We start from the raw sequence: 20,201 nt of genomic DNA on the forward strand, positions 1-20,201 counted from the left end.
GGTAGAGTTGCAAGCTCTACCGGTTGTAGTACAAGGAGATCTTCCTCCGTGCGCGCCATGCCACTCTCCCTCGTCCTCCTGGCCCTGCTGGCCGGGGGGTGTGCCGGCAACCAGAGTGGCCAGCCGGAGGCGGGCGACACCCGGTTCGTCGCCGGTGACGGCAAGATGCAGGTGTTCGCCGCCGCCGACCGCAAGCCCGCCCCGGCCGTCGAGGGCCCGACCCTCGACGGCGGCACCGCCTCGCTGACGGCGCACAAGGGCAAGGTCGTCGTGCTCAACTTCTGGGCGTCCTGGTGCGGGCCCTGCCGGGCCGAGGCGCCGGTGCTCAAGGAGGTCGCGGCCAAGACCAAGGGCACCGGCGTCGAGTTCGTCGGCGTCGACTTCAAGGACAGGCAGGCCGACGCGCTCGCCTTCGAGCGCACCGAGCAGCCCGGCTACCCGTCGATCTTCGACCAGCCGGGCAAGGTCGCGCTCGCCTTCCAGGGCACGGTGCCGCCCGCGGCCATCCCGTCCACGCTGATCATCGACAAGCAGGGCCGCATCGCCGCCCGCGCGCTCGGCGCGGTCAAGTACACCGACCTCATGGACACCGTCACCAAGGTCCGCGATGAATGACGTCGTCGCCTCGGGCTCGCTGCTGCTCGCCGTGCCGATCGCGGTGCTCGCGGGCGTGGTGTCGTTCCTGTCGCCGTGCGTGCTGCCGCTGGTGCCCGGCTACCTGTCGTACGTCACGGGCATGAGCGCCGACCCCCGGAGGGGGCGGCTGGTGCTCGGGGCGGCGCTGTTCGTGGCCGGGTTCGGGCTCGTGTTCGTGCTCAGCGGGGCGCTGTTCGGCGGGCTCGGCTCCGTCATGCTGGGCCACGCCGAGGTCATCACGCGGGTGCTCGGGGTGCTGACCATCGTGCTCGGGCTGGCGTTCCTGGGCGTGATCCCGGGGCTCATGCGCGACGTGCGCATCCACCGGCTCCCGGCGGCCGGGCTGGCGGGGGCGCCGCTGCTCGGCGTGGTGTTCGGGCTCGGCTGGACGCCGTGCATCGGGCCGACGCTGGCCGTGGTGCTGACGCTCGGGCTCAACGAGGGCAGCGCCTCGCGCGGCGCCCTGCTGGCCGTCGCGTACGCGCTCGGCCTCGGGCTGCCGTTCGTGGGGGCGGCGCTCGCCTACAGCAGGGCGCTCCGCACGTTCCGCGCCATCCGCAGGCACTCGCGCCTGATCACGAGGATCGGCGGCGGGATGATGGTGGCCGTCGGCGTGCTGCTGGTGACCGGTCTGTGGGGGGAGATGATCGCGGCCATGCAGGGCGTGATCGGCGCGTTCGAGCCGGTGATCTGATGAGCGTGCGGGAGCTGGAGCGCGAGAGTTCGCCCGGGAAGCAGGCCGGGCTCGGAGCCGCGGGGTGGCTGCGGTGGGCGTGGCGCACGCTCACCTCGATGAAGACCGCGCTGATCCTGCTGTTCCTGCTGGCGCTCGGCTCGGTGCCCGGCTCGCTGATCCCGCAGCGCGGCGTCGACCCCGACAAGGTCGCCCGCCTCTACGACGAGAGCCCCGCCCTCGCCGAGTGGTACGACCGCCTCCAGCTCTTCGAGGTCTTCAGCTCCACCTGGTTCGCCGCGATCTACCTGCTGCTGTTCACCTCGCTCATCGGCTGTGTCGTCCCGCGCGCCCTGACCTATGCGCGCGAGCTGCGCCGCAAGCCGCCCGCCGCGCCGAAGAACGTCACGAAGCTGCCGCACGCGGCCGTCATCGACGGCGGGCCGAGCCTGGAGGAGGCCGCGAGGCGGCTGCGCGGGCTGCGCTTCCGGGTGGTCACCGGCGACGGCTGGGTCTCGGCCGAGAAGGGCTACCTGCGCGAGACCGGCAACCTGTTCTTCCACGTCGCGCTGCTCGGCATCCTGCTCGCGATCGGCGCCGGCTCGCTCTACGGCTACCGCGGCAACGTGCTCGTCGTCGAGGGCGACGGCTTCGCCAACACCGTGGCCGCCTACGACCGGTTCATGCCGGGCAGCCAGGTGTCGGCCGAGTCCCTGCAGCCGTTCACGCTGCGGCTCGACGACTTCACCGTCTCCTACCAGGTCGCCGGCGAGAAGCGGGGGCAGGCCCTCGACTACACCGGCCACCTCACGGTCAACGACACGCCGGACGCGCCCGCCCGCGACGTCGAGCTCAAGGTCAACACGCCGCTGGAGATCGACGGCACGCAGACCTACCTCATCGGCAACGGCTACGCGCCCGTCTTCAGGGTCACCGACGGCAAGGGGCAGGTCGCCTACGAGGGCCCTGTGCCCTGCCTGATCGAGGACAAGGCCACGATGACCTCGGGCTGCGTGGTCAAGGCCCCCGACGCGCAGCCGTCGCAGCTCGGCTTCCTGCTGCGGTTCCTGCCGACCAGCGTGCCGCTCACCGACGGCACCCACGCCTCCGCCTTCCCCGGCGAGCTCAACCCCGAGGTGCAGCTCCTCGGGGCCTTCTCCGGCGACCTCGGGCTGCGCAACGGGCAGCCGCAGTCGGTCTACGAGCTGGCCCCGCCGGAGACGTTGAAGAAGCTCAAGCCGCTGCTGATGGGCACCGCGGTGCCCAAGCCGCTCGCGGTCGGGCAGTCGGTCGAGCTGCCCGGCGGGGCGGGCAAGCTGGAGTTCACCGGCGTCAAGCAGTGGATGACGCTGCAGGTCGCCTACGACCCGGGACGGCTGCCCGCGCTGGTGTTCGCCGGCCTCGCGGTCGTGTCCATCGCGGCGTCGCTGCTGATCAGGCGGCGGCGGGTGTTCGTCCGGGTCAAGGGCGAAACGGTCGAGGTCGGTGGCCTCACCCGTACCGAGGGCTCCGCGGCGGGCTTCGCCGAGGAGTTCGCCGACATCGTCAAGGTTCTATCAGCAGGAGAGAAAGATGTCCGCTGAGCAACTCGCCGAGCTGAGCGACCTCGCCGTCCTCGCCGCGGTCCTGCTCTACGTCCTCGCGATGATCGCCTTCGCGACGGAGCTGGCCTTCGGCCGCTACGTCGCCGGGAAGAAGGCCGGGCGGGTGACCGCCCGGCCGGCCAGGCAGGTCGTCACGGTCGGCGCCTCAGGAGGCGCCGGCGACGGCGTCGCCGAGGAGACCGCCGAGCCCGCCGACGGCCCCGTGGCCGAGGAGGCCGCCCCGCCGTCGCGGCTGGCGGTCCGGGCCGGGACGGCCGGGCTGGCGCTGGCCTGGCTCGGCTGGGCCGCCAACCTCGCCGCCATCGTGACCCGCGGCTTCGCCGTGAGCCGCTGGCCCTGGGGCAACATGTACGAGTTCGTCGTGGCGCTCTGCTTCGCCGCCGTCACGGCGTTCCTGCTCACCCAGCTCCGCCACAACGTGCGTTTCCTCGGCGCCTTCGTCATGGTGACGGCCGCGCTCGGGCTGGGCCTGGCGGTCAAGGTGTTCTACACCGCCGCGGGGCCCGTGGTGCCGGCGCTGAACTCGTACTGGATCGCCATCCATGTGTCGGCGGCGATCATCGCGAGCGGGCTGTTCGCGATGGCGGGCGTCGCGGGCGTGCTCTATCTGGTGCGCGGCGACGGGATGTCGCGCCTGCCCTCCCGTGAGGACCTGGAGCGGGTGGCGCACCGGGCGATCGTGTTCGCCTTCCCGCTGTGGACGTTCGCGGTGATCGCGGGCGCGCTGTGGGCCGACCGCGCGTGGGGCCGCTACTGGGGCTGGGACCCCAAGGAGGTCTGGTCGTTCATCACGTGGGTGGCCTACGCGGCCTACCTGCACGCCAAGGTGACGGCCGGCTGGAAGGGGAAGGCGGCCACGGTCGTGCAGCTCGTGGCGTTCGCCTGCCTGCTGTTCAACCTGATCGGCGTCAACATCTTCGTCGGCGGCATGCACAGCTACGCCGACGTCTGATCAGGCCGGCCCCGGCTCCCGAGCCGGGGCCGCGTCAGTGCTCGTCGCCCCGCATGCGCCGGTCGAGGTCGCGCAGGAAGTCGGGGTCGTCGTCGGGGCCCTTCGGCATGCCGGGACCGGGGGAGACCGGCCATGCCTGCCGCTCGGCCCTCGGACGGCCGCGCGCCATCCAGATGAGGCCGCCGACCAGGGGGATCAGCACGACCACCATGATCCACAGTGTCTTTGGTACGTTCCTGACCTCATCCTCTGGGGTAGTGACGACGTCGAAGAGCGAGAAGAGCCAGAAGGCCAGCAGCGCCAGTCCGATCAGAACACCTGCCATGCCCGAACTGTAAGCCATCCGCGACGTGATCGTGCTTCCCGATGTCCCATTTCGGGTGACTAGCGGAAGATCCCCGTCGTACGGTGGAAGCCGAAAACGGTGGAACTCACGGGGTTCCTCGGGCGTTGAGGGGTGCGATGGCCTTTTCTCAGGACAAGGGCCGGCATCGCCGCGGCCGCTGGTGGCGGCGCGGGTCGTACCTGTTCTCCCGGAAGGCCGAGGCGCCGACCGGCGCGGACCGTTCCTTCTGGTCCGGCGCGCGCGAGAGGCCCGCAGAGGCCCCGGAGACGCCCGCGGAGGGCCGGAGGCCCGAGGACGCCACGCGGAGCCGCAGGCCGGGCGCTGAGCGGCCGGAACGGCGCTCCTGGCCCGGCGCCGACCAGCCGCCCGGCCGGCGGAGCTGGGACGGCTTCACGGTCCGTGAGCGCCACGAGCGGCTGTCCGCCTCCGTCCTCGAACGTCCCCGCTACACGTGGGACGACTTCGAGCTCGACGACCGCCCGCCGCGCGCCGAGCCGCACCGCCCCGACGCCCCGTCCCTCGGCGACGGCCTGCGCCACTGCGGGAAGCTGGAGTCGATCCTGCACCGCCAGTGGGACGCCAGGCTCGGCCCGCCGCCGCCCGACGTCGTCCGCGCCGTGGAGAGCCTGGCCCGGCTGCCCGACCGGCTCAAGGAGAAGCTGGCGGCCGGCCTGGAGGGCATCTACGTCGGCCCGGGCGGCGTCCCCGAGCTCGACGACATGGGCTACCTGCGCGGCGCCCCGTTACCCTCCGGCCGCGCCACCTGGGACATCTGCGCCGGCGCGTACGGCGACAGGAAGATCGTCGTCGGCGACCGTCCATCGCCGACGCCCGACGTGATGATGCACGAGGTCGGCCACGCCATCGACGACATCGACTCCGCCTACGGAGCCTGGGTGTCGGACTCGCCGGAGTTCGTCCGCCTCTACGACAAGGCCCGCCCCATCCTGGCCTCCGCCTTCCACCGCCAGGGCGGCGGGCTCGGCCGCAAGGAGTTCTTCGCCGACGCCTTCGCCGCCATCGCCTCCCGGCAGCGTCCCGCGCTGGTCGACATGCTCGGGGGTGACACGCGGATGGCGTTGGACGTCATGCTGTTCTTCAACCGGCGCTACGGAATCTAGGAGACTCGCTCATGTACGTCATCCGGCTCGCGGACGGCACCGTGCGCGTGCCGCAGAGCCTGGCCAGCGAGGACGGGCGGCTGATCGGCAACGCCTACGCGGAGCTGCGGCCCGGCGATCCGGACTACGAGCGGTGGCTGGCCGAGTCGCTGACGGAGGAGGAGCTGGAGTCGCGCCGTGAGCGCTGGCGGGCGGAGAACGACGAGCTGGAGCGCGAGTTCCTGGCGTTCAAGGCGCAGCAGGACGACGGCTGAGCCGAGGCCGCCCCCGCGGGGCCGTCGGACAGGCGCCAGCCACGGTCGGCGGTTGGCGCCGCCCCGTGCTTGCCGTACGGAAGTGGGCCCGGAAGCACGCGAACCTCGGGTCCCGAAGGCGGTGACCCTGCCGGATCGCAGGATCACCGTCTTGACGGAACGTCAGACGCGCGGGGACTCCCCTGCCGGCCTGTCGGCCGTGAGTACGTCCTCGCCTCGGAGAAGGGCGTGGACTTCCGACTCGCGGAAGCGCCGGTGCCCTCCGGGGGTGCGGATACTGCTGATGCGGCCTGCCGCAGCCCAGCGCGTAACCGTCTTTGGGTCTACCCGGAAGAGGGCGGCAACCTCTCCTGGGGTCAGCAGACGCTCGCTGCTACTCTCCACCAATCTCTCCCCCTCGCATCCCGCTTCCTGCCAGCGGGCGGACAGGTAACCAGTGTGTCGAGCGAAGCCTGATTTATCCGTGGTTTTCGGAGAAGATCACGGGTTGTTATCAGCTGACTGCCCGATTGTTATATGATAGAGCCTCTTTGGGGCTCTCGTGGGTGTTTCTTTACGAAACTCCCTAACTGGGAACAGTAGCAGCGCTCGCGCCCGATGCGAAGAGCGACCGGGGGACAAGCCCGAGTAACCTCGAAGCTGTGCATCCCGTTGTCGTATACACCCTCAGCCGCGCCGGCCTGTTCGGCGTGACGCTCGCCCTCCTGTGGCTGCTCGGCCTGCAAAACCCGCTGATACTCCTGCTGGCGTCGTTCTTGATCAGTGGAGTGGCCAGCTATGTCCTGCTGTCCAGGCAGCGTGACGCCATGAGCGCACGAATCAGCGACAAGCTCGACCGGCCGAAGCCGCAGGACGACTAGGACAGGGGGAACATGCCAATCCGGGCATGGTACTCCCGTCCGAGCTTCGTTGTGTCGCTACCGACAAGTAGGCCGGCAGGTTGCGCGGAAAACGCCTTCACGCCGATGCCGCGCTCCCGCGTGGGATTCCAGGCGAGCGCCTTTCCGGTGCTCGGATGAATGGCGCCGATGCCCGGCCGCGCGACCGCTCCTGGGCCGGCCGTGTCGCGTCCCTGCGGATTGTCCAGCCAGCGCTGGTGGCCGCCCACGTACACCGCGGCCCCCGTCACCGCGACCGCGTAGAGCGAGTCGCCGCCCGTCGCGTTGACCCAGGTGGGGCGGATGGCCGAGCCCTTGGCGAAGGTCTCGAAGCGGGCCGCGGTGTCGCAGATCCCGCCCACGGCGCCGCCGGTGGTGACCACCACGAAATAGCGGCCGTCAGGGGAGAAGTCGAGGCCGCGCACGTACGAGGGGAACGGGTTGCCGCACTTGCGGGCGTAGGCATCGGTCCGCCACGGCGCGAGCCTGGCCGTCGGGCCTGACACGTCGATCAGCCCGAGCTGCGGCCGTGACTGACCGTCGAGCGTGGTGAACGAGCCGTCCACCGCCAGCCGGCCGCCGGCCAGCGCCAGCGCGTGCACCTTCAGCTTGGGCGTCAGCGGTTTGCCCGGCGTGATCGTGAAGCCGGGGTCGGCGGCGCCCGTGGTGGCGTCGAGGCGGGCCAGGGCCTCGCGCGGGCCGGTGAAGTCGCCGCCGACGTAGAGGCTGCCGCCCTGCCTGACGAGGGTGTTCACCGAGCCGCCCACGATGTCGGGCGCAAAGCCGGTCACCCGGGCGCCGTCCGTGAGGCGGAGCCGTACCAGGCCGTTGGCGCGGTTGTAGTTGACGCCGTAGAAGTCGCCGCCGACGTAGACGGTGTTCCCGTCGCCGGCGGCCAGGCCGTGGACCGGGCCGGTGACCTTCGGGACGAAGTTCCGCAGCACGCGGCCGGTCGGCAGGTCGAAGGCGAACAGGTTGTCGCGCGCCAGGACCTCCTTGCGGGCGGCGTCGCTCACCTCGCTGAAGGAGCCGCCGACCACGACGGTGCGGCCGACGACGGCGATGGCGTTGACGATGCCGTCGAGGACGTGGGGCGTGTGGTCGACCGGGTCGGCCGACACCACGCGGGCCTGAGCGACAGGACCGTGGGCGGCCGGGGCCGAAGCGATGATCGCCGCGAGGGCGAGACGAACAAGCATTCCTCAACCACTAGCAGACTCTCGGTGAGGACATAGTTACTTTCCGTTGATTGTCCCGATAGCCATAAGCTTTCCCGCATGACGCGCGCTCAGTTGGACAAGCAGCCGGACGAGGTCGCCGCGATGTTCGATCGCACCGCCCGGCGCTACGACCTCGTCAACGACGTGATCTCCCTCGGGCAGGTCAGGCTCTGGCGCAGGGCGGTGGCCGCCGCCGTGGACGCGGGCCCCGGCGAGGTCGTGCTCGACCTGGGCGCGGGCACCGGCACCTCCACCGACACCTTCACCACGCTCGGCGCCCGCGCCATCGCCTGCGACTTCTCGTTCGGCATGCTGAGCACCGGCGTGCGCCGCCACGGCGGCAACGCGCTGAGCGGGGAGGGGATCCCCTTCATCGCCGGCGACGCGATGCGGCTGCCCTTCGCCGACGACTCCTTCGACGCGGTGACGATCTCGGTGGCCCTGCGCAACGTCCACGACACCGAGGCGGGGCTGCGCGAGATGCTCCGGGTGACGAAGCCGGGCGGCCGGCTGGTGGTCCTGGAGTTCTCGCACGTCACGGTGCCGGCGTTCGACCTGGTCTACCGCGAATATCTCATGCGGATGCTGCCCAGGATGGCCAAGGTCGTCGGCTCCAACGACGACTCCTACGAATATCTCGCCGAGTCGATCCGCGCCTGGCCGGACCAGCCCACCCTGGCGAGCACCATCCAGCGGGCCGGCTGGGAGCGGGTGGCCTGGCGCAATCTGACGATGGGCATCGTGGCGATGCACCGGGCTTTCAAGGCGGCCTGACCGGCAGGATGACACGAAATTTTCAGGAATAGTGGTGACCGCCAGTTTTTGTCCGGTCGAGGTCCCGCCGGTCACGCCCGACACGCGATCCCCAAGGATCACAGAACGGGTCCCCGACTGCCACTATGTACCCGAAAAGCAGTAGACTGCGGGCCGACAAGTTTGTGAAGGGGTTCACAAAGGAACGAAGGCGCCACACCCCGAGCCTTCGCGTGTGTAGGACAGGACAGTCCAGTGACCGTGCCACCAGCCACTCAGGCTGACGCCGACGTCATCGTCGTCGGCGCCGGTCCCGCCGGTTCCGCAACCGCCTTTTACCTCGCCCAGGCCGGTCTCGACGTGCTGCTCCTGGAGAAGACCAGGTTCCCGCGCGAGAAGGTCTGCGGCGACGGCCTGACCCCCCGTGCGGTCAAGCAGTTGCTGAACATGGGCGTCGACGTCGACGCCCCCGGCTGGATCAGGAACAAGGGCCTGCGCGTCGTCGGCGGCGGCCACCGCTTCGAGCTCGACTGGCCACAGCTCGAACGCTTCCCCGACTTCGGCCTCGTCCGCACCCGCCAGGACTTCGACGAGATCGTCGCCGCCAACGCGGTCAAGAACGGCGTACGCCTCATGGAGGGCGTCACCGTCACCGAGCCCGTGCTCGACGACCGCAGCGGCCACATCGTCGGCGTGCGCACCAAGGACGGGCGCGTCTTCCGCAGCCGCGTGGTCGTCGCCGCCGACGGCAACAGCACCCGGCTCGCGCTCGGGATGGGCCTGCACAAGCGCGACGACCGCCCGATGGGCGTGGCCGTGCGCACCTACTTCCAGAGCCCCCGCCACGACGACGACTACCTGGAGATCTGGCTGGAGCTCTGGGACGGCGACACGCTGCTGCCCGGCTACGGCTGGATCTTCGGCGTCGGCGACGGCACCGCGAACGTCGGGCTCGGGCTGCTCAACACCAGCGCCCAGTTCAAGAACCTCGACTACCGCGACCTGCTGCGCCGCTGGTGCAAGGCCATGCCGGCCGACTGGGAGTTCACCGAGGAGAACATGACGGCCCCCATCCGCGGCGCCGCGCTCCCGATGGCCTTCAACCGGCAGCCCCACTACACGCGCGGCCTGGTGCTCGTGGGCGACTCGGGCGGGTCGATCAACCCGTTCAACGGCGAGGGCATCGCCTACGCGATGGAGACCGGCGAGATCGCCGCCGAGGTCATCGCCAAGTCGCTCAAGGGCACCACCCCCGCGCAGCAGGAGCGCACGCTCCGCACCTATCCTCGGACGCTGAAGGACGCCTACGGCGGATACTTCACGCTCGGCAGATGGTTCGTCGAGGCGATCGGGAAGCCAGGAGTGATGAGCTTCGGGACCAGGCACGGGCTGCCACACCCGAGGCTGATGCGCTTCGCCATCAAACTCCTTGGTAATCTCACCGACCGGCGAGGCGATGCGTCAGACCTGATCATCAACGCTCTCTCGAAGGTCGCCCCACCAGCATGAATCCCGCAATCAACAGATCCGGCTGCGCGCCCGCGCGCGCGGCGACTCCGGAGGAGGCGTAGCGATGGACCTTTACGTGCCCATCCTGGTGCTCGCCGTTCTCGCGGGGGGCTTCGCGATCTTCTCGGTCGCCATCGCTCCCTTCACCGGCCCCAAGCGCTGGAACCGCGCCAAGCTTGACGCCTATGAATGCGGCATCGAGCCGACGCCCCAGCCCGTCGGTGGCGGACGGTTCCCGCTCAAGTACATGGTCACCGCGATGCTCTTCATCGTGTTCGACATCGAGATCATCTTCCTTTACCCGTGGGCGGTCTCCTTCGCGCCGCTGCGCAACGACGCGGGCCAGGTGATCATGCCGGGGCTCGGGCTGTTCGCCCTGGTGGAGATGCTCCTGTTCATCGTCACCGTGCTCGTCGCCTACGCGTACGTGTGGCGCCGCAAGGGTCTGGACTGGGACTGAAAATGGGACTTGAAGAAAAACTCCCCAGCGGCTTCATCCTCAGCACCGTCGAGGCGGCGGCCGGATGGGCGCGCAAGAACTCCGTGTGGCCGGCCACCTTCGGCCTCGCCTGTTGCGCCATCGAGCTGATGGCCACCGGTGGCCCCCACTACGACCTGGCGCGCTTCGGCATGGAGCGCGCTTCGGCGTCTCCCCGGCAGGCCGACCTCATGATCGTCGCCGGCCGCGTCTCGCAGAAGATGGCGCCGGTGCTGCGGCAGATCTACGACCAGATGGCCGAGCCCAAGTGGGTCATCGCGATGGGCGTGTGCGCCTCCAGCGGCGGCATGTTCAACAACTACGCGATCGTCCAGGGCGTCGACCACGTCGTGCCGGTCGACATCTACCTGCCCGGCTGCCCGCCGCGGCCCGAGATGCTCATCGACGCCATCGTGAAGCTGCACGACAAGATCCAGAACATGAAGTTCGGCGCGCACCGCGCCAAGCAGATCGACGAGCTCGAACTGCAGGCGCTGCGTACGCTGCCGGTGATCGACCAGGGGGCAGCGAAGTGACCTCGCCCGACAACCTCCCCGAGGTCCCCGACGCGCAGGTGCCCGAGGTGCCCGCGGCACAGGAGCCGCCGGTCGCCAGGCGCGGCATGTTCGGCGCCCAGGACTCCGGCGACACCTCCGGCTACGGCGGCCTCGTCGTGCGCCGCGCGCCGCAGCTGTCCACGCCCCGCCCGTACGGCGGCTACTTCGACGAGGTCGTCGACGCCCTGGCGCTCGACGACGCGATCGAGCGCGTGGTCGTCGACCGCGGCGAGCTGACCCTGCACGTCAAGCGCGAGCGCATCGTCGAGGTGTGCAGGAAGATGCGCGACGAGCCGTCGCTCCGCTTCGAGCTGTCGCTCGGCGTCTCCGGCGTCCACTACCCGCACCTCGCGGGCGAGGAACTGCACGCCGTCTACCACCTGTGCTCGATCACCCACAACCGGCGGGTGCGGCTGGAGGTCGCCTGCCCGGACGCCGACCCGCACATTCCATCCACGGTCAGCGTCTACCCTGGTCACGACTGGCACGAGCGGGAGACGTACGACTTCTTCGGCATCGTCTTCGACGGCCACCCCGGGCTCACCCGGATCATGATGCCGGACGACTGGGACGGCCACCCGCAGCGCAAGGACTATCCGCTGGGCGGCATCCCGGTCGAGTACCGCGGCGCCACCATCCCCTCGCCGGACCGGAGGAGGTACTACTCGTGAGCACGTCTTACGACGAGGCGACCGAGGGCAAGGTCTACTCGGTCACCGGAGCCGACTGGGACCAGGTGGTCACCGGCGTCCGCGACTCCGAGGAAGAGCGGCTGGTCGTCAACATGGGCCCGCAGCACCCGTCCACGCACGGGGTGCTCCGCCTGGTCCTCACGCTCGACGGCGAGACGGTGACCGAGGCGCGCGGCGTCATCGGCTACCTGCACACCGGCATCGAGAAGAACATGGAATACCGGACGTGGACGCAGGGCACCACGTTCGTCACCCGCATGGACTACCTCTCGCCGATCTTCAACGAGACCGCCTACTGCCTGGGCGTCGAGAAGCTGCTCGGCATCACCGACCGCGTCCCGGCGCGGGCGCAGGCCATCCGCGTGATGATGATGGAGCTCAACCGCATCGCCTCGCACCTGGTGGCCATGGGCACGTTCGGCATGGAGCTCGGCGCGACCACGCCGTTCCTGTTCGGCTACCGTGACCGCGAGATGGTCATGGACCTGTTCGAGTACATCACGGGTCTGCGCATGAACCACGCCTACGTCCGCCCCGGCGGCGTCAGCGTGGACCTGCCGGCCGGCGCGGTGGACAAGGTCGGCGAGTTCCTGAAGGAGATGCCCAAGCGGATCAAGGACATCCGCAAGCTCCTCGACGAGAACCCCGTCTACGTGCGCCGCACAAAGGACGTGGCCTACCTCGACCTGACCGGCTGCATGGCGCTCGGCGTCACCGGGCCCATCCTGCGGGCCGCCGGCCTCCCGTGGGACCTGCGCAAGTCGCAGCCCTACTGCGGTTACGAGACCTACGAGTTCGACGTCGCGACCGAGCGCGGCTGCGACGTCTACTCGCGCTACCTCGTCCGCATGAAGGAGATGGAGGAGTCCCTCAAGATCATCGAGCAGGCGCTCGACCGGATCGCCGGCCCCGAGCTCAAGGGCCAGCCCGTGATGATCGAGGACAAGAAGATCGGCTGGCCGGCGCAGCTCGCGCTCGGCCCCGACGGGTTCGGCAACTCGCCCGACCACATCGCCCACATCATGGGCTCCTCGATGGAGGCGCTCATCCACCACTTCAAGCTGGTCACCGAGGGCTTCCGGGTGCCGGCCGGGCAGGCGTACGCCAGCATCGAGTCGCCCAAGGGCGAGCTCGGCGCCCACGTGGTGAGCGACGGCGGCACCCGCCCCTACCGCGTGCACTTCCGCGAGCCGTCCTTCTGCAACCTGCAGAGCTTCCCCGCCATGGCGGAGGGCGGCCAGGTCGCCGACGTGATCGCCGCGGTGGCTTCTATCGACCCCGTCATGGGAGGTGTGGACCGGTGACGTACTCGCCGGAAATCCGCGAGCGTCTCGAACGAGACGCCAAGGAGATCATCGGCCGTTACCCGAAGACGCGGTCGGCCCTGCTGCCGCTGCTCCACCTCGTGCAGTCCGAGGACGGCTACGTCTCCGACGACGGCCAGGAGTTCTGCGCCGAGATGCTCGGCATCAGCAAGGCCGAGGTCACGGGCGTCGCGACCTTCTACACCATGTACAAGCGCAGGCCCGCCGGCGACTACCACGTCGGCGTGTGCATCAACGCGCTGTGCGCGGTCATGGGCGGCGACGAGATCTGGGAGCAGCTCTCCGAGCACGTCGGCGTGGGCCACGAGGAGACCACCGGCGACGGCAGGATCTCCCTGGAGCGGCTGGAGTGCAACGCCGCCTGCGACTTCGCGCCCGTCATGATGGTCAACTGGGAGTTCTTCGACAACCAGACGCCCGAGTCGGCCAAGCAGCTCGTGGACGACCTGCGCGCCGGCAAGGACGTGGCGCCCACGCGCGGCCCGAAGAAGCTGTGCACCTTCAAGGAGGCCTCGCGGGTGCTCGCGGGCCTGCCGGACGACCTCGCGGGCGAGGGCCCGTCGGCCGCCGGCCCCTCCCTTGAGGGCCTGAAGGTGGCCAAGGCCAACGGATGGAAGGCCCCGGAGGCATGACGACCACGCTGACCCCGGTCCTGACCGCTAACTGGGACCGGCCCGACTCCTACACCCTCGACGTCTACGGCGAGTACGCGGCGGCCAAGAAGGCGCTCGGCATGGACCCCGACGCCGTCATCCAGGCCGTCAAGGACTCCGGCCTGCGCGGCCGCGGCGGCGCGGGCTTCCCCACCGGCATGAAGTGGGGCTTCATCCCGCAGGGCGACGGCAAGCCGCACTACCTCGTCGTCAACGCCGACGAGTCGGAGCCGGGCACCTGCAAGGACATCCCGCTCATGATGGCCAACCCGCACGCGCTGGTCGAGGGCATCATCATCACGGCCTACGCGATCCGGGCCCGCCACGCCTTCATCTACGTGCGGGGCGAGGTGCTGCACGTCATCCGGCGGCTGCACGCGGCCGTGCGGGAGGCGTACGAGAAGGGCTATCTCGGCACCGACATCCTCGGCTCGGGCTTCGACCTGGAGCTGGTGGTGCACAGCGGCGCCGGCGCCTACATCTGCGGCGAGGAGACCGCGCTGCTCGACTCGCTGGAGGGCTTCAGAGGTCAACCTCGGCTCAAGCCCCCGTTCCCCGCCGTGGCGGGCCTCTACGCCTCGCCTACCGTGGTCAACAACGTCGAGTCGATCGCGTCTGTTCCCTCGATCATCGCCAACGGCGCCGACTGGTTCGCCGGCATGGGCACCGAGAAGTCCAAGGGCTTCGGCATCTTCTCGCTCAGCGGCCACGTGACCAGGCCCGGCCAGTACGAGGCCCCGCTCGGCATCACGCTGCGCGAGCTGCTCGACATGGCGGGCGGCATCAGGGCCGGGCACCAGATCAAGTTCTGGACGCCCGGCGGCTCCTCCACGCCGATCTTCACCGACGAGCACCTCGACGTGCCGCTCGACTTCGAAGGGGTCGGCGCGAAGGGCTCGATGCTCGGCACCCGGGCCCTGCAGATCTTCGACGAGACGACCTGCGTGGTCCGCACCGTGCTGCGGTGGACGGAGTTCTACGCGCACGAGTCGTGCGGCAAGTGCACGCCGTGCCGCGAGGGCACCTACTGGCTCAAGCTGGTGCTGAAGCGCCTGGAGAAGGGCCAGGGCACCGAGGAGGACCTCAGCACGATCACCGACATCGCGGACAACATCCTGGGCCGCGCGTTCTGCGCCCTCGGCGACGGGGCGACGAGCCCGATCCACTCCTCGGTGAAGTACTTCCGCGAGGAGTACCTCAAGCACTTCGAGATCGGCGGCTGCCCGTTCGACCCGAAGAAGTCCACTCTCTGGGGTGAGCAGTGACCGTCGTAGAGACAGAAACGAACCTGGTGACCCTGACCATCGACGGGTTCCAGGTCAGTGTCCCCAAGGGCACTCTGATCATCAGGGCCGCCGAGCTGCTGGGCATCCAGATCCCGAGGTTCTGCGACCACCCGCTCCTCGACCCGGCGGCCAACTGCCGCCAGTGCCTGGTCGACATCCCCGACGCGGGCAACGGCCGCGGCTTCCCCAAGCCGCAGCCGTCGTGCGCGATCGAGGTCGCCGAGGGCATGGTCGTGCAGACCCAGCTCACCTCGCCGGTCGCGGAGAAGGCGCAGCGGGCCGCGATGGAGTTCCTGCTGCTCAACCACCCGCTCGACTGCCCGGTCTGCGACAAGGGCGGCGAGTGCCCCCTGCAGAACCAGGCGATGTCCAACGGCCGCGGCGAGTCCCGCTTCCAGGAGCAGAAGCGCACGTTCCCCAAGCCGCTGCCGCTGTCCACGCAGGTGCTGCTGGACCGCGAGCGCTGCGTCCAGTGCGCGCGCTGCATCCGCTTCTCCGACCAGATCGCCGGCGACCCGCTCATCGAGTTCTTCGAGCGCGGGGCCAAGGAGCAGGTGCGGACGGCCGACGGCAAGCCGTTCAACTCCTACTTCTCGGGCAACACGGTGCAGATCTGCCCGGTGGGCGCGCTCACCGGCGCCGCCTACCGGTTCCGGGCCCGCCCGTTCGACCTGGTGTCCACGCCGAGCGCGTGCGAGCACTGCGCCTCCGGGTGCAGCCTGCGCACCGACCACCGGCGCGGCCGCGTCACCCGCCGCCTGGCGGGCAACGACCCGCAGGTCAACGAGGAATGGAACTGCGACAAGGGCCGCTGGGCGTTCAGCTACGCCACGCAGCCCGACCGGCTCAAGACGCCGCTGGTCCGCAACGAGGAGGGCGTGCTCGTGCCCGCCTCGTGGCCGGAGGCGCTGACGGTCGCCGCCGAGGGCCTCGCCAAGGCCCGCGGCAAGGCCGGCGTGCTGGTCGGCGGCCGGGTCACGGTCGAGGACGCCTACGCCTACGCCAAGTTCGCCCGGCTCGCCCTCGCCAGTAACGACGTCGACTTCCGCGCGAGGCCGCACTCCGCCGAGGAGGCGCAGTTCCTGGCCCACGCGGTCGCCGGCAAGGGCATCGAGATCAGCTACGCCGACCTCGAGAACGCCCCGCACGTGCTGCTCGTCGGGTTCGAGCCCGAGGAGGAGTCGCCGATCGTCTTCCTGCGCCTGCGCAAGGCGGCGCTGAAGAAGGGCCTCAAGGTCAGCTCGATCGCCCCGTTCGCCACCCCGGGCCTGGTCAAGATGGGCGGCGTGCTCGTCCAGACCGCGCCGGGCGCCGAGGCGGACGCCATCGGCGAGCTGGTCGGCCGGCTGCCCGAGGGCACGATCGTGCTGGCCGGCGAGCGCCTGGCCACCACGCCGGGCGCGCTGTCGGCGCTGGTCCGGCTGGCCAACGCCACCGGCGCCCGGCTCGCCTGGGTGCCGCGCAGGGCCGGTGAGCGCGGCGCCGTCGAGGCCGGCGCGCTGCCCAACCTGCTGCCGATCGGCCGCCCGGTCGACGACGAGAGCGCGCGGGCCGAGGTCGCCCGGGTGTGGAACGTCGCCTCGCTGCCCGCCACGCCGGGCCGCGACACGGCCGGCATCCTCGCCGCCGCCCGCGACGGCGAGCTGGACGCGCTGGTCGTGGCGGGTGTGGACCCGTACGACCTGGCCGACCCGGCGGCGGCGCTCGACGCGCTGGAGAACACCCCGTTCATCGTCAGCCTGGAGATCCGCGCCAGCGCCGTCACCGACCGCGCCGACGTGGTCCTGCCGGTCGCCGCCGTCCAGGAGAAGAGCGGCACGTTCGTCAACTGGGAGGGCCGCGGCCGCACCTTCGACGCGCCGCTCAAGGTCCCCGGCCTGCAGAGCGACCTCGCCGTGATCGGCAACCTGGCCGACCGCATGGACGTGCACCTCGGCCTGCCGGACGCCAAGGCGGTCCGGCGCGAGCTGTCCGCCCTGGGCTCCTGGCGCGGCAGCCGGGTGCCCGCGCCGCAGCTCGCCACCCGCGCCCAGGCGGCCCCCGCGGCCGGCGAGGCGCTGCTGGCGACCTGGCACCTGCTGCTCGACGAGGGCAGGCTGCAGGACGGCGAGCCTTACCTGGCGGGCACCGCCCGCCCCGCCGAAGCACTGGTCTCCGCGAGCACGGCCGCCGAGCTGGGCGTCGTGGACGGCGACAAGCTGGTGGTGGGCGGCGACGTCACCCTCCCCGTGCGCGTCGCCGACCTGCCGGACCGCGTGGTCTGGGTGCCGGCGAACTCCGGCGGCTGCTCGGTCACCCGTGACCTGCACGCGGTGGCCGGCGACATCGTCACCATCGGGAGCGCCTCATGACCCTCGTTCTCGCGGCCGATCCCACCCTCGCCGACTTCGGCAAGGACCCGCTGTGGATCACGATCATCAAGGCCGTGATGCTGTTCGCCTTCCTGATGCTGGGCATCCTGTTCGGCGTCTGGTTCGAGCGCAAGCTGATCGCCAGGATGCAGCACCGCTACGGGCCCAACCGGGCCGGCAAGTTCGGCCTCCTGCAGTCCGTCGCCGACGGACTGAAGATGGGCCTCAAGGAGGACCTGTTCCCGCGGACCGTGGACAAGGTGCTCTACCTGCTGGCCCCGGTCATCATGGTGATCCCCGCGTTCCTGGCCTTCTCGATCGTGCCGTTCGCGCCGATGGTCAACCTGTTCGGCGTCCAGACGCCGCTGCAGCTCGTGGACCTGCCGGTGGCGGTGCTGTTCATGCTGGCCATGGGCGCGGTGTCCGTCTACGGCGTGGTGCTGGCCGGCTGGTCGTCGCGCTCGCCGTACGCGCTGCTCGGCGGTCTGCGCTCGGCGGCCCAGGTGGTGTCGTACGAGATCGCGATGGGCCTGTCGTTCGTGGCGGTGTTCATCTTCGCCGGCACGCTGTCCACCTCCGAGATCGTCAAGGCGCAGGCCGACACCTGGTACGCCGTCCTGCTGATCCCGTCGTTCCTCATCTACGTGGTCTGCATGTTCGGCGAGGCCGCCCGCATCCCGTTCGACCTGCCCGAGGGCGAGGGCGAGCTGGTCGGCGGCTTCCAGACCGAATACTCCTCGTCGCTGAAGTTCGCGCTCATCATGATGGGCGAGTACCTCCACACCTTCACCGCCTCCGGCATCGCCGTGACGTTGTTCCTCGGCGGCTGGCGGGCTCCGCTGCCGATGGACTGGACGTGGGCGCACACCGGCTGGATGCCGGTGCTGTGGTTCTTCATCAAGTTCGTGCTGACCTTCTGCTTCATCGTGTGGGTGCGCGCCTCGCTGCCGCGCGTGCGCTACGACCAGCTCATGTCGCTGGGCTGGAAGGTGCTCATCCCGGTCAACCTGGCCTGGATCCTCCTCGTGGCCGCGGTGCGCAACGTGGTGGTCAACGAGGACAACCGGATGATCGGTGTCGCGCTGGGCGTGGTCATCGTGGTCGGCGCGCTGGCCATCTGGATGCGGTTCGACACCGTCAACCAGCGGCGCAAGGAAGCCAGGAAGGCCGAGGTCGACGCCGAGTTCGAGCAACTGTCCAACGAGCCCGCGGCAGGTGGCTTCCCGGTGCCGCCGCTCGATCTTCCGCACTACCACGGGGTGCAGCACAAGGAGATTCCCAGTGGGACTAACTGATTGGCTGAACCCCGTCAAGGGCTTCGGGGTCACCTTCCACACGATGTTCAAGAAGCCCGTCACGACGAACTACCCGGAGGAGAAGAAGCCGACGGCTCCGCGCTTCCACGGGCGTCACCAGCTCAACCGCTGGCCGGACGGGCTGGAGAAGTGCGTCGGGTGCGAGCTGTGCGCCTGGGCGTGTCCGGCCGACGCGATCTACGTCGAGGGCGCGGACAACACCGAGGAGGAGCGGTTCTCCCCGGGCGAGCGCTACGGGCGCACCTACCAGATCAACTATCTGCGGTGCATCCTGTGCGGCCTCTGCATCGAGGCGTGCCCGACCCGGGCGCTCACCATGACCAACGAGTACGAGCTCGCCGACACCAGCCGCGAGAGCCTCATCTACACCAAGGAGATGTTGCTCGCGCCGCTGACCCAGGGCATGGAGCAGCCGCCGCACCCCATGCGGCTCGGTGAGACCGAAGAGGACTACTACCGGCTGGGGCGGACCAATGGGTGAGACCATCACGTTCTGGGTGCTCGCCGTGGTCTCCGTCGGCGCGGCGCTCGGCATGGTCTTCAACCGGAAGGCCGTCTACTCCGCGCTGATGCTCGGCACGGTGATGCTCAGCCTCGCGGTCCTGTACGCGGTGCAGGACGCGCCGTTCCTGGCCGCGGTGCAGATCATCGTCTACACCGGCGCGATCATGATGCTGTTCCTGTTCGTGCTCATGCTCGTCGGCGTCGACTCCTCCGACTCCTTCGTCGAGACGCTCAAGGGGCAGCGCTTCTGGGCGGTCCTCGCGGCGCTCGGCTTCGGCACGCTGATCGTCGTGGCCGTCGGCAACGCGGTCTTCGCCCCGGAAGCCGGCCTCCAGCAGGCCACCGCCGGCTCGGCCGGCTACGTCCGCTCGATCGCGCTCGCGCTGTTCACGAAGTACGTCTTCGCCTTCGAGATCACCTCGGCGCTGCTCATCACGGCGGCGCTGGCCGCGATGGTGCTCGCGCACCGCGAGCGGCTGGTCGAGAAGCCGACGCAGAAGGACCTGTCCAAGGCTCGCTTCCAGGGCGACCACCCGTCCCCGCTGCCGGGGCCGGGCACGTACGCCAGGAACAACGCCATCGACATGCCGGCGCTGCTGCCCGACGGGTCGGTGGCCGAGACCTCCGTCAACCGCTACATCGCCCGCTACGACGTCGAGCACGACCGCCTTCCCGCCGACCCCAGGCTCGCCGAGGCCCTCAAGCACACGGCCGAGCAGGACGAGGCGCCCACGGAGGCCGAGCAGGACGCGACCGAGCACGGCAGTGAGGTGACCAAGTGACCACGCACTACCTCGTCCTGTCCGGCCTGCTGTTCGCCATCGGCGCCATGGGCGTGCTGATCAGGCGCAACGCGATCGTGGTGTTCATGTGCGTCGAGCTCATGCTCAACGCCTGCAACCTCGCCTTCGTCACCTTCTCCAGGCAGGTCGGCAACCTGGAGGGCCAGATCATCGCGTTCTTCGTGATGGTGGTGGCCGCGGCCGAGGTCGTGGTCGGCCTGGCCATCATCGTGACGATCTTCCGAACCCGCAGGTCCGCGTCCGTCGACGACGCCAACCTGCTGAAGTACTAAGAGGTGACTGGTGGAGTC

23 protein-coding genes are annotated in these 20,201 nt (G+C 69.9%); 20 read left to right on the forward strand and 3 right to left on the reverse strand.

Annotation, left to right across the window (positions count from 1 at the left end):
* The first annotated feature begins 57 nt into the window (after window positions 1-57).
* Genes Nocox_RS02060 through ccsB form a run of 4 tightly spaced genes read left to right on the forward strand, consistent with a single transcriptional unit; the run spans window position 58 to window position 3,865 of the window.
* Window positions 58-615 carry a TlpA family protein disulfide reductase gene (locus tag Nocox_RS02060; protein WP_020542646.1) on the forward strand — a complete coding sequence of 186 codons (558 nt, stop codon included), beginning with the start codon at window positions 58-60 and terminating at the stop codon, window positions 613-615.
* Window positions 608-1,330, forward strand: a complete 723-nt coding sequence (locus tag Nocox_RS02065) for a cytochrome c biogenesis CcdA family protein (RefSeq protein WP_020542647.1) — start codon at window positions 608-610, stop codon at window positions 1,328-1,330. Before Nocox_RS02060 ends, Nocox_RS02065 begins: the two co-directional genes overlap by 8 nt.
* Window positions 1,330-2,892 carry a cytochrome c biogenesis protein ResB gene (gene resB, locus Nocox_RS02070; protein ID WP_020542648.1) on the forward strand — a complete coding sequence of 521 codons (1,563 nt, stop codon included), beginning with the start codon at window positions 1,330-1,332 and terminating at the stop codon, window positions 2,890-2,892. Before Nocox_RS02065 ends, resB begins: the two co-directional genes overlap by 1 nt.
* Window positions 2,882-3,865 (forward strand): c-type cytochrome biogenesis protein CcsB, encoded by a 984-nt coding sequence (ccsB, locus tag Nocox_RS02075; protein WP_020542649.1) that lies wholly within the window; start codon window positions 2,882-2,884, stop codon window positions 3,863-3,865. The genes resB and ccsB overlap by 11 nt, the downstream gene beginning before the upstream one ends.
* A 34-nt stretch (window positions 3,866-3,899) precedes the next feature.
* Here ccsB and Nocox_RS02080 read toward each other — a convergent pair whose 3' ends face one another.
* Complete coding sequence (locus tag Nocox_RS02080; protein ID WP_020542650.1) at window positions 3,900-4,190, reverse strand: PLD nuclease N-terminal domain-containing protein; 291 nt, start codon at window positions 4,188-4,190, stop codon at window positions 3,900-3,902.
* Between the two features lie 137 nt (window positions 4,191-4,327).
* On the opposite strand from Nocox_RS02080, the gene Nocox_RS02085 reads away from it, so the two are divergent.
* Window positions 4,328-5,332, forward strand: coding sequence for a hypothetical protein (locus Nocox_RS02085; protein WP_020542651.1), 1,005 nt, complete (start codon window positions 4,328-4,330; stop codon window positions 5,330-5,332).
* An 11-nt stretch (window positions 5,333-5,343) separates the two neighbouring features.
* Window positions 5,344-5,586, forward strand: a complete 243-nt coding sequence (locus tag Nocox_RS02090) for a hypothetical protein (protein ID WP_020542652.1) — start codon at window positions 5,344-5,346, stop codon at window positions 5,584-5,586.
* A gap of 162 nt (window positions 5,587-5,748) precedes the next feature.
* Here Nocox_RS02090 and Nocox_RS02095 read toward each other — a convergent pair whose 3' ends face one another.
* Window positions 5,749-5,970 (reverse strand): BldC family transcriptional regulator, encoded by a 222-nt coding sequence (locus tag Nocox_RS02095; protein ID WP_026214226.1) that lies wholly within the window; start codon window positions 5,968-5,970, stop codon window positions 5,749-5,751.
* A 257-nt stretch (window positions 5,971-6,227) separates the two neighbouring features.
* Between Nocox_RS02095 and Nocox_RS02100 the strand changes: the two genes are divergently transcribed.
* A complete protein-coding gene (locus Nocox_RS02100; protein ID WP_020542653.1) occupies window positions 6,228-6,446 on the forward strand; it encodes a DUF4229 domain-containing protein in 219 nt (72 codons plus the stop codon).
* Here Nocox_RS02100 and Nocox_RS02105 read toward each other — a convergent pair.
* Window positions 6,443-7,663 carry an NHL repeat-containing protein gene (locus tag Nocox_RS02105; protein ID WP_026214227.1) on the reverse strand — a complete coding sequence of 407 codons (1,221 nt, stop codon included), beginning with the start codon at window positions 7,661-7,663 and terminating at the stop codon, window positions 6,443-6,445. The genes Nocox_RS02100 and Nocox_RS02105 overlap by 4 nt on opposite strands.
* Before the next feature lie 78 nt (window positions 7,664-7,741).
* On the opposite strand from Nocox_RS02105, the gene Nocox_RS02110 reads away from it, so the two are divergent.
* The 13 genes from Nocox_RS02110 to nuoK all read left to right on the forward strand — a co-directional run bounded on the left by Nocox_RS02110 (window position 7,742) and on the right by nuoK (window position 20,183).
* A complete protein-coding gene (locus tag Nocox_RS02110; protein ID WP_026214228.1) occupies window positions 7,742-8,458 on the forward strand; it encodes a demethylmenaquinone methyltransferase in 717 nt (238 codons plus the stop codon).
* 234 nt (window positions 8,459-8,692) lie between these two features.
* On the forward strand, window positions 8,693-9,946 hold the full coding sequence (locus Nocox_RS02115) for a geranylgeranyl reductase family protein (protein ID WP_020542656.1): 1,254 nt from the start codon (window positions 8,693-8,695) through the stop codon (window positions 9,944-9,946).
* A gap of 64 nt (window positions 9,947-10,010) precedes the next feature.
* Window positions 10,011-10,406, forward strand: coding sequence for an NADH-quinone oxidoreductase subunit A (locus Nocox_RS02120; protein WP_020542657.1), 396 nt, complete (start codon window positions 10,011-10,013; stop codon window positions 10,404-10,406).
* 2 nt (window positions 10,407-10,408) lie between these two features.
* Window positions 10,409-10,960 carry a NuoB/complex I 20 kDa subunit family protein gene (locus Nocox_RS02125; protein WP_020542658.1) on the forward strand — a complete coding sequence of 184 codons (552 nt, stop codon included), beginning with the start codon at window positions 10,409-10,411 and terminating at the stop codon, window positions 10,958-10,960.
* Window positions 10,957-11,652, forward strand: a complete 696-nt coding sequence (locus Nocox_RS02130; RefSeq protein ID WP_020542659.1) for an NADH-quinone oxidoreductase subunit C — start codon at window positions 10,957-10,959, stop codon at window positions 11,650-11,652. The genes Nocox_RS02125 and Nocox_RS02130 overlap by 4 nt, the downstream gene beginning before the upstream one ends.
* Window positions 11,649-12,977, forward strand: a complete 1,329-nt coding sequence (locus tag Nocox_RS02135) for an NADH-quinone oxidoreductase subunit D (RefSeq protein ID WP_020542660.1) — start codon at window positions 11,649-11,651, stop codon at window positions 12,975-12,977. The genes Nocox_RS02130 and Nocox_RS02135 overlap by 4 nt, the downstream gene beginning before the upstream one ends.
* A complete protein-coding gene (gene nuoE / locus Nocox_RS02140) occupies window positions 12,974-13,630 on the forward strand; it encodes an NADH-quinone oxidoreductase subunit NuoE (protein ID WP_020542661.1) in 657 nt (218 codons plus the stop codon). The genes Nocox_RS02135 and nuoE overlap by 4 nt, the downstream gene beginning before the upstream one ends.
* The gene (gene nuoF / locus Nocox_RS02145; RefSeq protein ID WP_020542662.1) at window positions 13,627-14,916 is read left to right on the forward strand and encodes an NADH-quinone oxidoreductase subunit NuoF; all 1,290 of its coding nucleotides are present in this window, start codon (window positions 13,627-13,629) and stop codon (window positions 14,914-14,916) included. The genes nuoE and nuoF overlap by 4 nt, the downstream gene beginning before the upstream one ends.
* On the forward strand, window positions 14,913-17,288 hold the full coding sequence (locus Nocox_RS02150; RefSeq protein ID WP_026214229.1) for an NADH-quinone oxidoreductase subunit G: 2,376 nt from the start codon (window positions 14,913-14,915) through the stop codon (window positions 17,286-17,288). The genes nuoF and Nocox_RS02150 overlap by 4 nt, the downstream gene beginning before the upstream one ends.
* The gene (nuoH, locus tag Nocox_RS02155) at window positions 17,285-18,583 is read left to right on the forward strand and encodes an NADH-quinone oxidoreductase subunit NuoH (protein ID WP_020542664.1); all 1,299 of its coding nucleotides are present in this window, start codon (window positions 17,285-17,287) and stop codon (window positions 18,581-18,583) included. The genes Nocox_RS02150 and nuoH overlap by 4 nt, the downstream gene beginning before the upstream one ends.
* Before the next feature lie 43 nt (window positions 18,584-18,626).
* Entirely contained in the window at window positions 18,627-19,085 is a 459-nt protein-coding gene (nuoI, locus tag Nocox_RS02160) for an NADH-quinone oxidoreductase subunit NuoI (RefSeq protein WP_020542665.1), read from the forward strand.
* A complete protein-coding gene (locus tag Nocox_RS02165; RefSeq protein ID WP_020542666.1) occupies window positions 19,078-19,890 on the forward strand; it encodes an NADH-quinone oxidoreductase subunit J in 813 nt (270 codons plus the stop codon). Before nuoI ends, Nocox_RS02165 begins: the two co-directional genes overlap by 8 nt.
* A 47-nt stretch (window positions 19,891-19,937) precedes the next feature.
* Window positions 19,938-20,183: an NADH-quinone oxidoreductase subunit NuoK gene (gene nuoK, locus Nocox_RS02170; RefSeq protein ID WP_051112537.1), complete on the forward strand. Its 246-nt coding sequence runs from the start codon at window positions 19,938-19,940 to the stop codon at window positions 20,181-20,183.
* Window positions 20,184-20,201 lie beyond the last annotated feature (18 nt).

This window comes from Nonomuraea coxensis DSM 45129, assembly GCF_019397265.1.
Lineage (GTDB): Bacteria > Actinomycetota > Actinomycetes > Streptosporangiales > Streptosporangiaceae > Nonomuraea > Nonomuraea coxensis.

Bases quoted from the DNA above. Each gene is read 5' to 3' on its own strand.
- nuoF (WP_020542662.1), top strand. From the start codon at position 13,627: ATGACGACCACGCTGACCCCGGTCCTGACCGCTAACTGGGACCGGCCC.
- Nocox_RS02120 (WP_020542657.1), top strand. From the start codon at position 10,011: ATGGACCTTTACGTGCCCATCCTGGTGCTCGCCGTTCTCGCGGGGGGC.
- Nocox_RS02090 (WP_020542652.1), top strand. From the start codon at position 5,344: ATGTACGTCATCCGGCTCGCGGACGGCACCGTGCGCGTGCCGCAGAGC.
- Nocox_RS02105 (WP_026214227.1), bottom strand. From the start codon at position 7,663: ATGCTTGTTCGTCTCGCCCTCGCGGCGATCATCGCTTCGGCCCCGGCC.
- nuoH (WP_020542664.1), top strand. From the start codon at position 17,285: ATGACCCTCGTTCTCGCGGCCGATCCCACCCTCGCCGACTTCGGCAAG.
- Nocox_RS02065 (WP_020542647.1), top strand. From the start codon at position 608: ATGAATGACGTCGTCGCCTCGGGCTCGCTGCTGCTCGCCGTGCCGATC.
- ccsB (WP_020542649.1), top strand. From the start codon at position 2,882: ATGTCCGCTGAGCAACTCGCCGAGCTGAGCGACCTCGCCGTCCTCGCC.
- Nocox_RS02165 (WP_020542666.1), top strand. From the start codon at position 19,078: ATGGGTGAGACCATCACGTTCTGGGTGCTCGCCGTGGTCTCCGTCGGC.
- Nocox_RS02085 (WP_020542651.1), top strand. From the start codon at position 4,328: ATGGCCTTTTCTCAGGACAAGGGCCGGCATCGCCGCGGCCGCTGGTGG.
- Nocox_RS02060 (WP_020542646.1), top strand. From the start codon at position 58: ATGCCACTCTCCCTCGTCCTCCTGGCCCTGCTGGCCGGGGGGTGTGCC.
- nuoK (WP_051112537.1), top strand. From the start codon at position 19,938: ATGGGCGTGCTGATCAGGCGCAACGCGATCGTGGTGTTCATGTGCGTC.
- Nocox_RS02080 (WP_020542650.1), bottom strand. From the start codon at position 4,190: ATGGCAGGTGTTCTGATCGGACTGGCGCTGCTGGCCTTCTGGCTCTTC.
- resB (WP_020542648.1), top strand. From the start codon at position 1,330: ATGAGCGTGCGGGAGCTGGAGCGCGAGAGTTCGCCCGGGAAGCAGGCC.
- nuoI (WP_020542665.1), top strand. From the start codon at position 18,627: ATGTTCAAGAAGCCCGTCACGACGAACTACCCGGAGGAGAAGAAGCCG.
- Nocox_RS02125 (WP_020542658.1), top strand. From the start codon at position 10,409: ATGGGACTTGAAGAAAAACTCCCCAGCGGCTTCATCCTCAGCACCGTC.
- Nocox_RS02110 (WP_026214228.1), top strand. From the start codon at position 7,742: ATGACGCGCGCTCAGTTGGACAAGCAGCCGGACGAGGTCGCCGCGATG.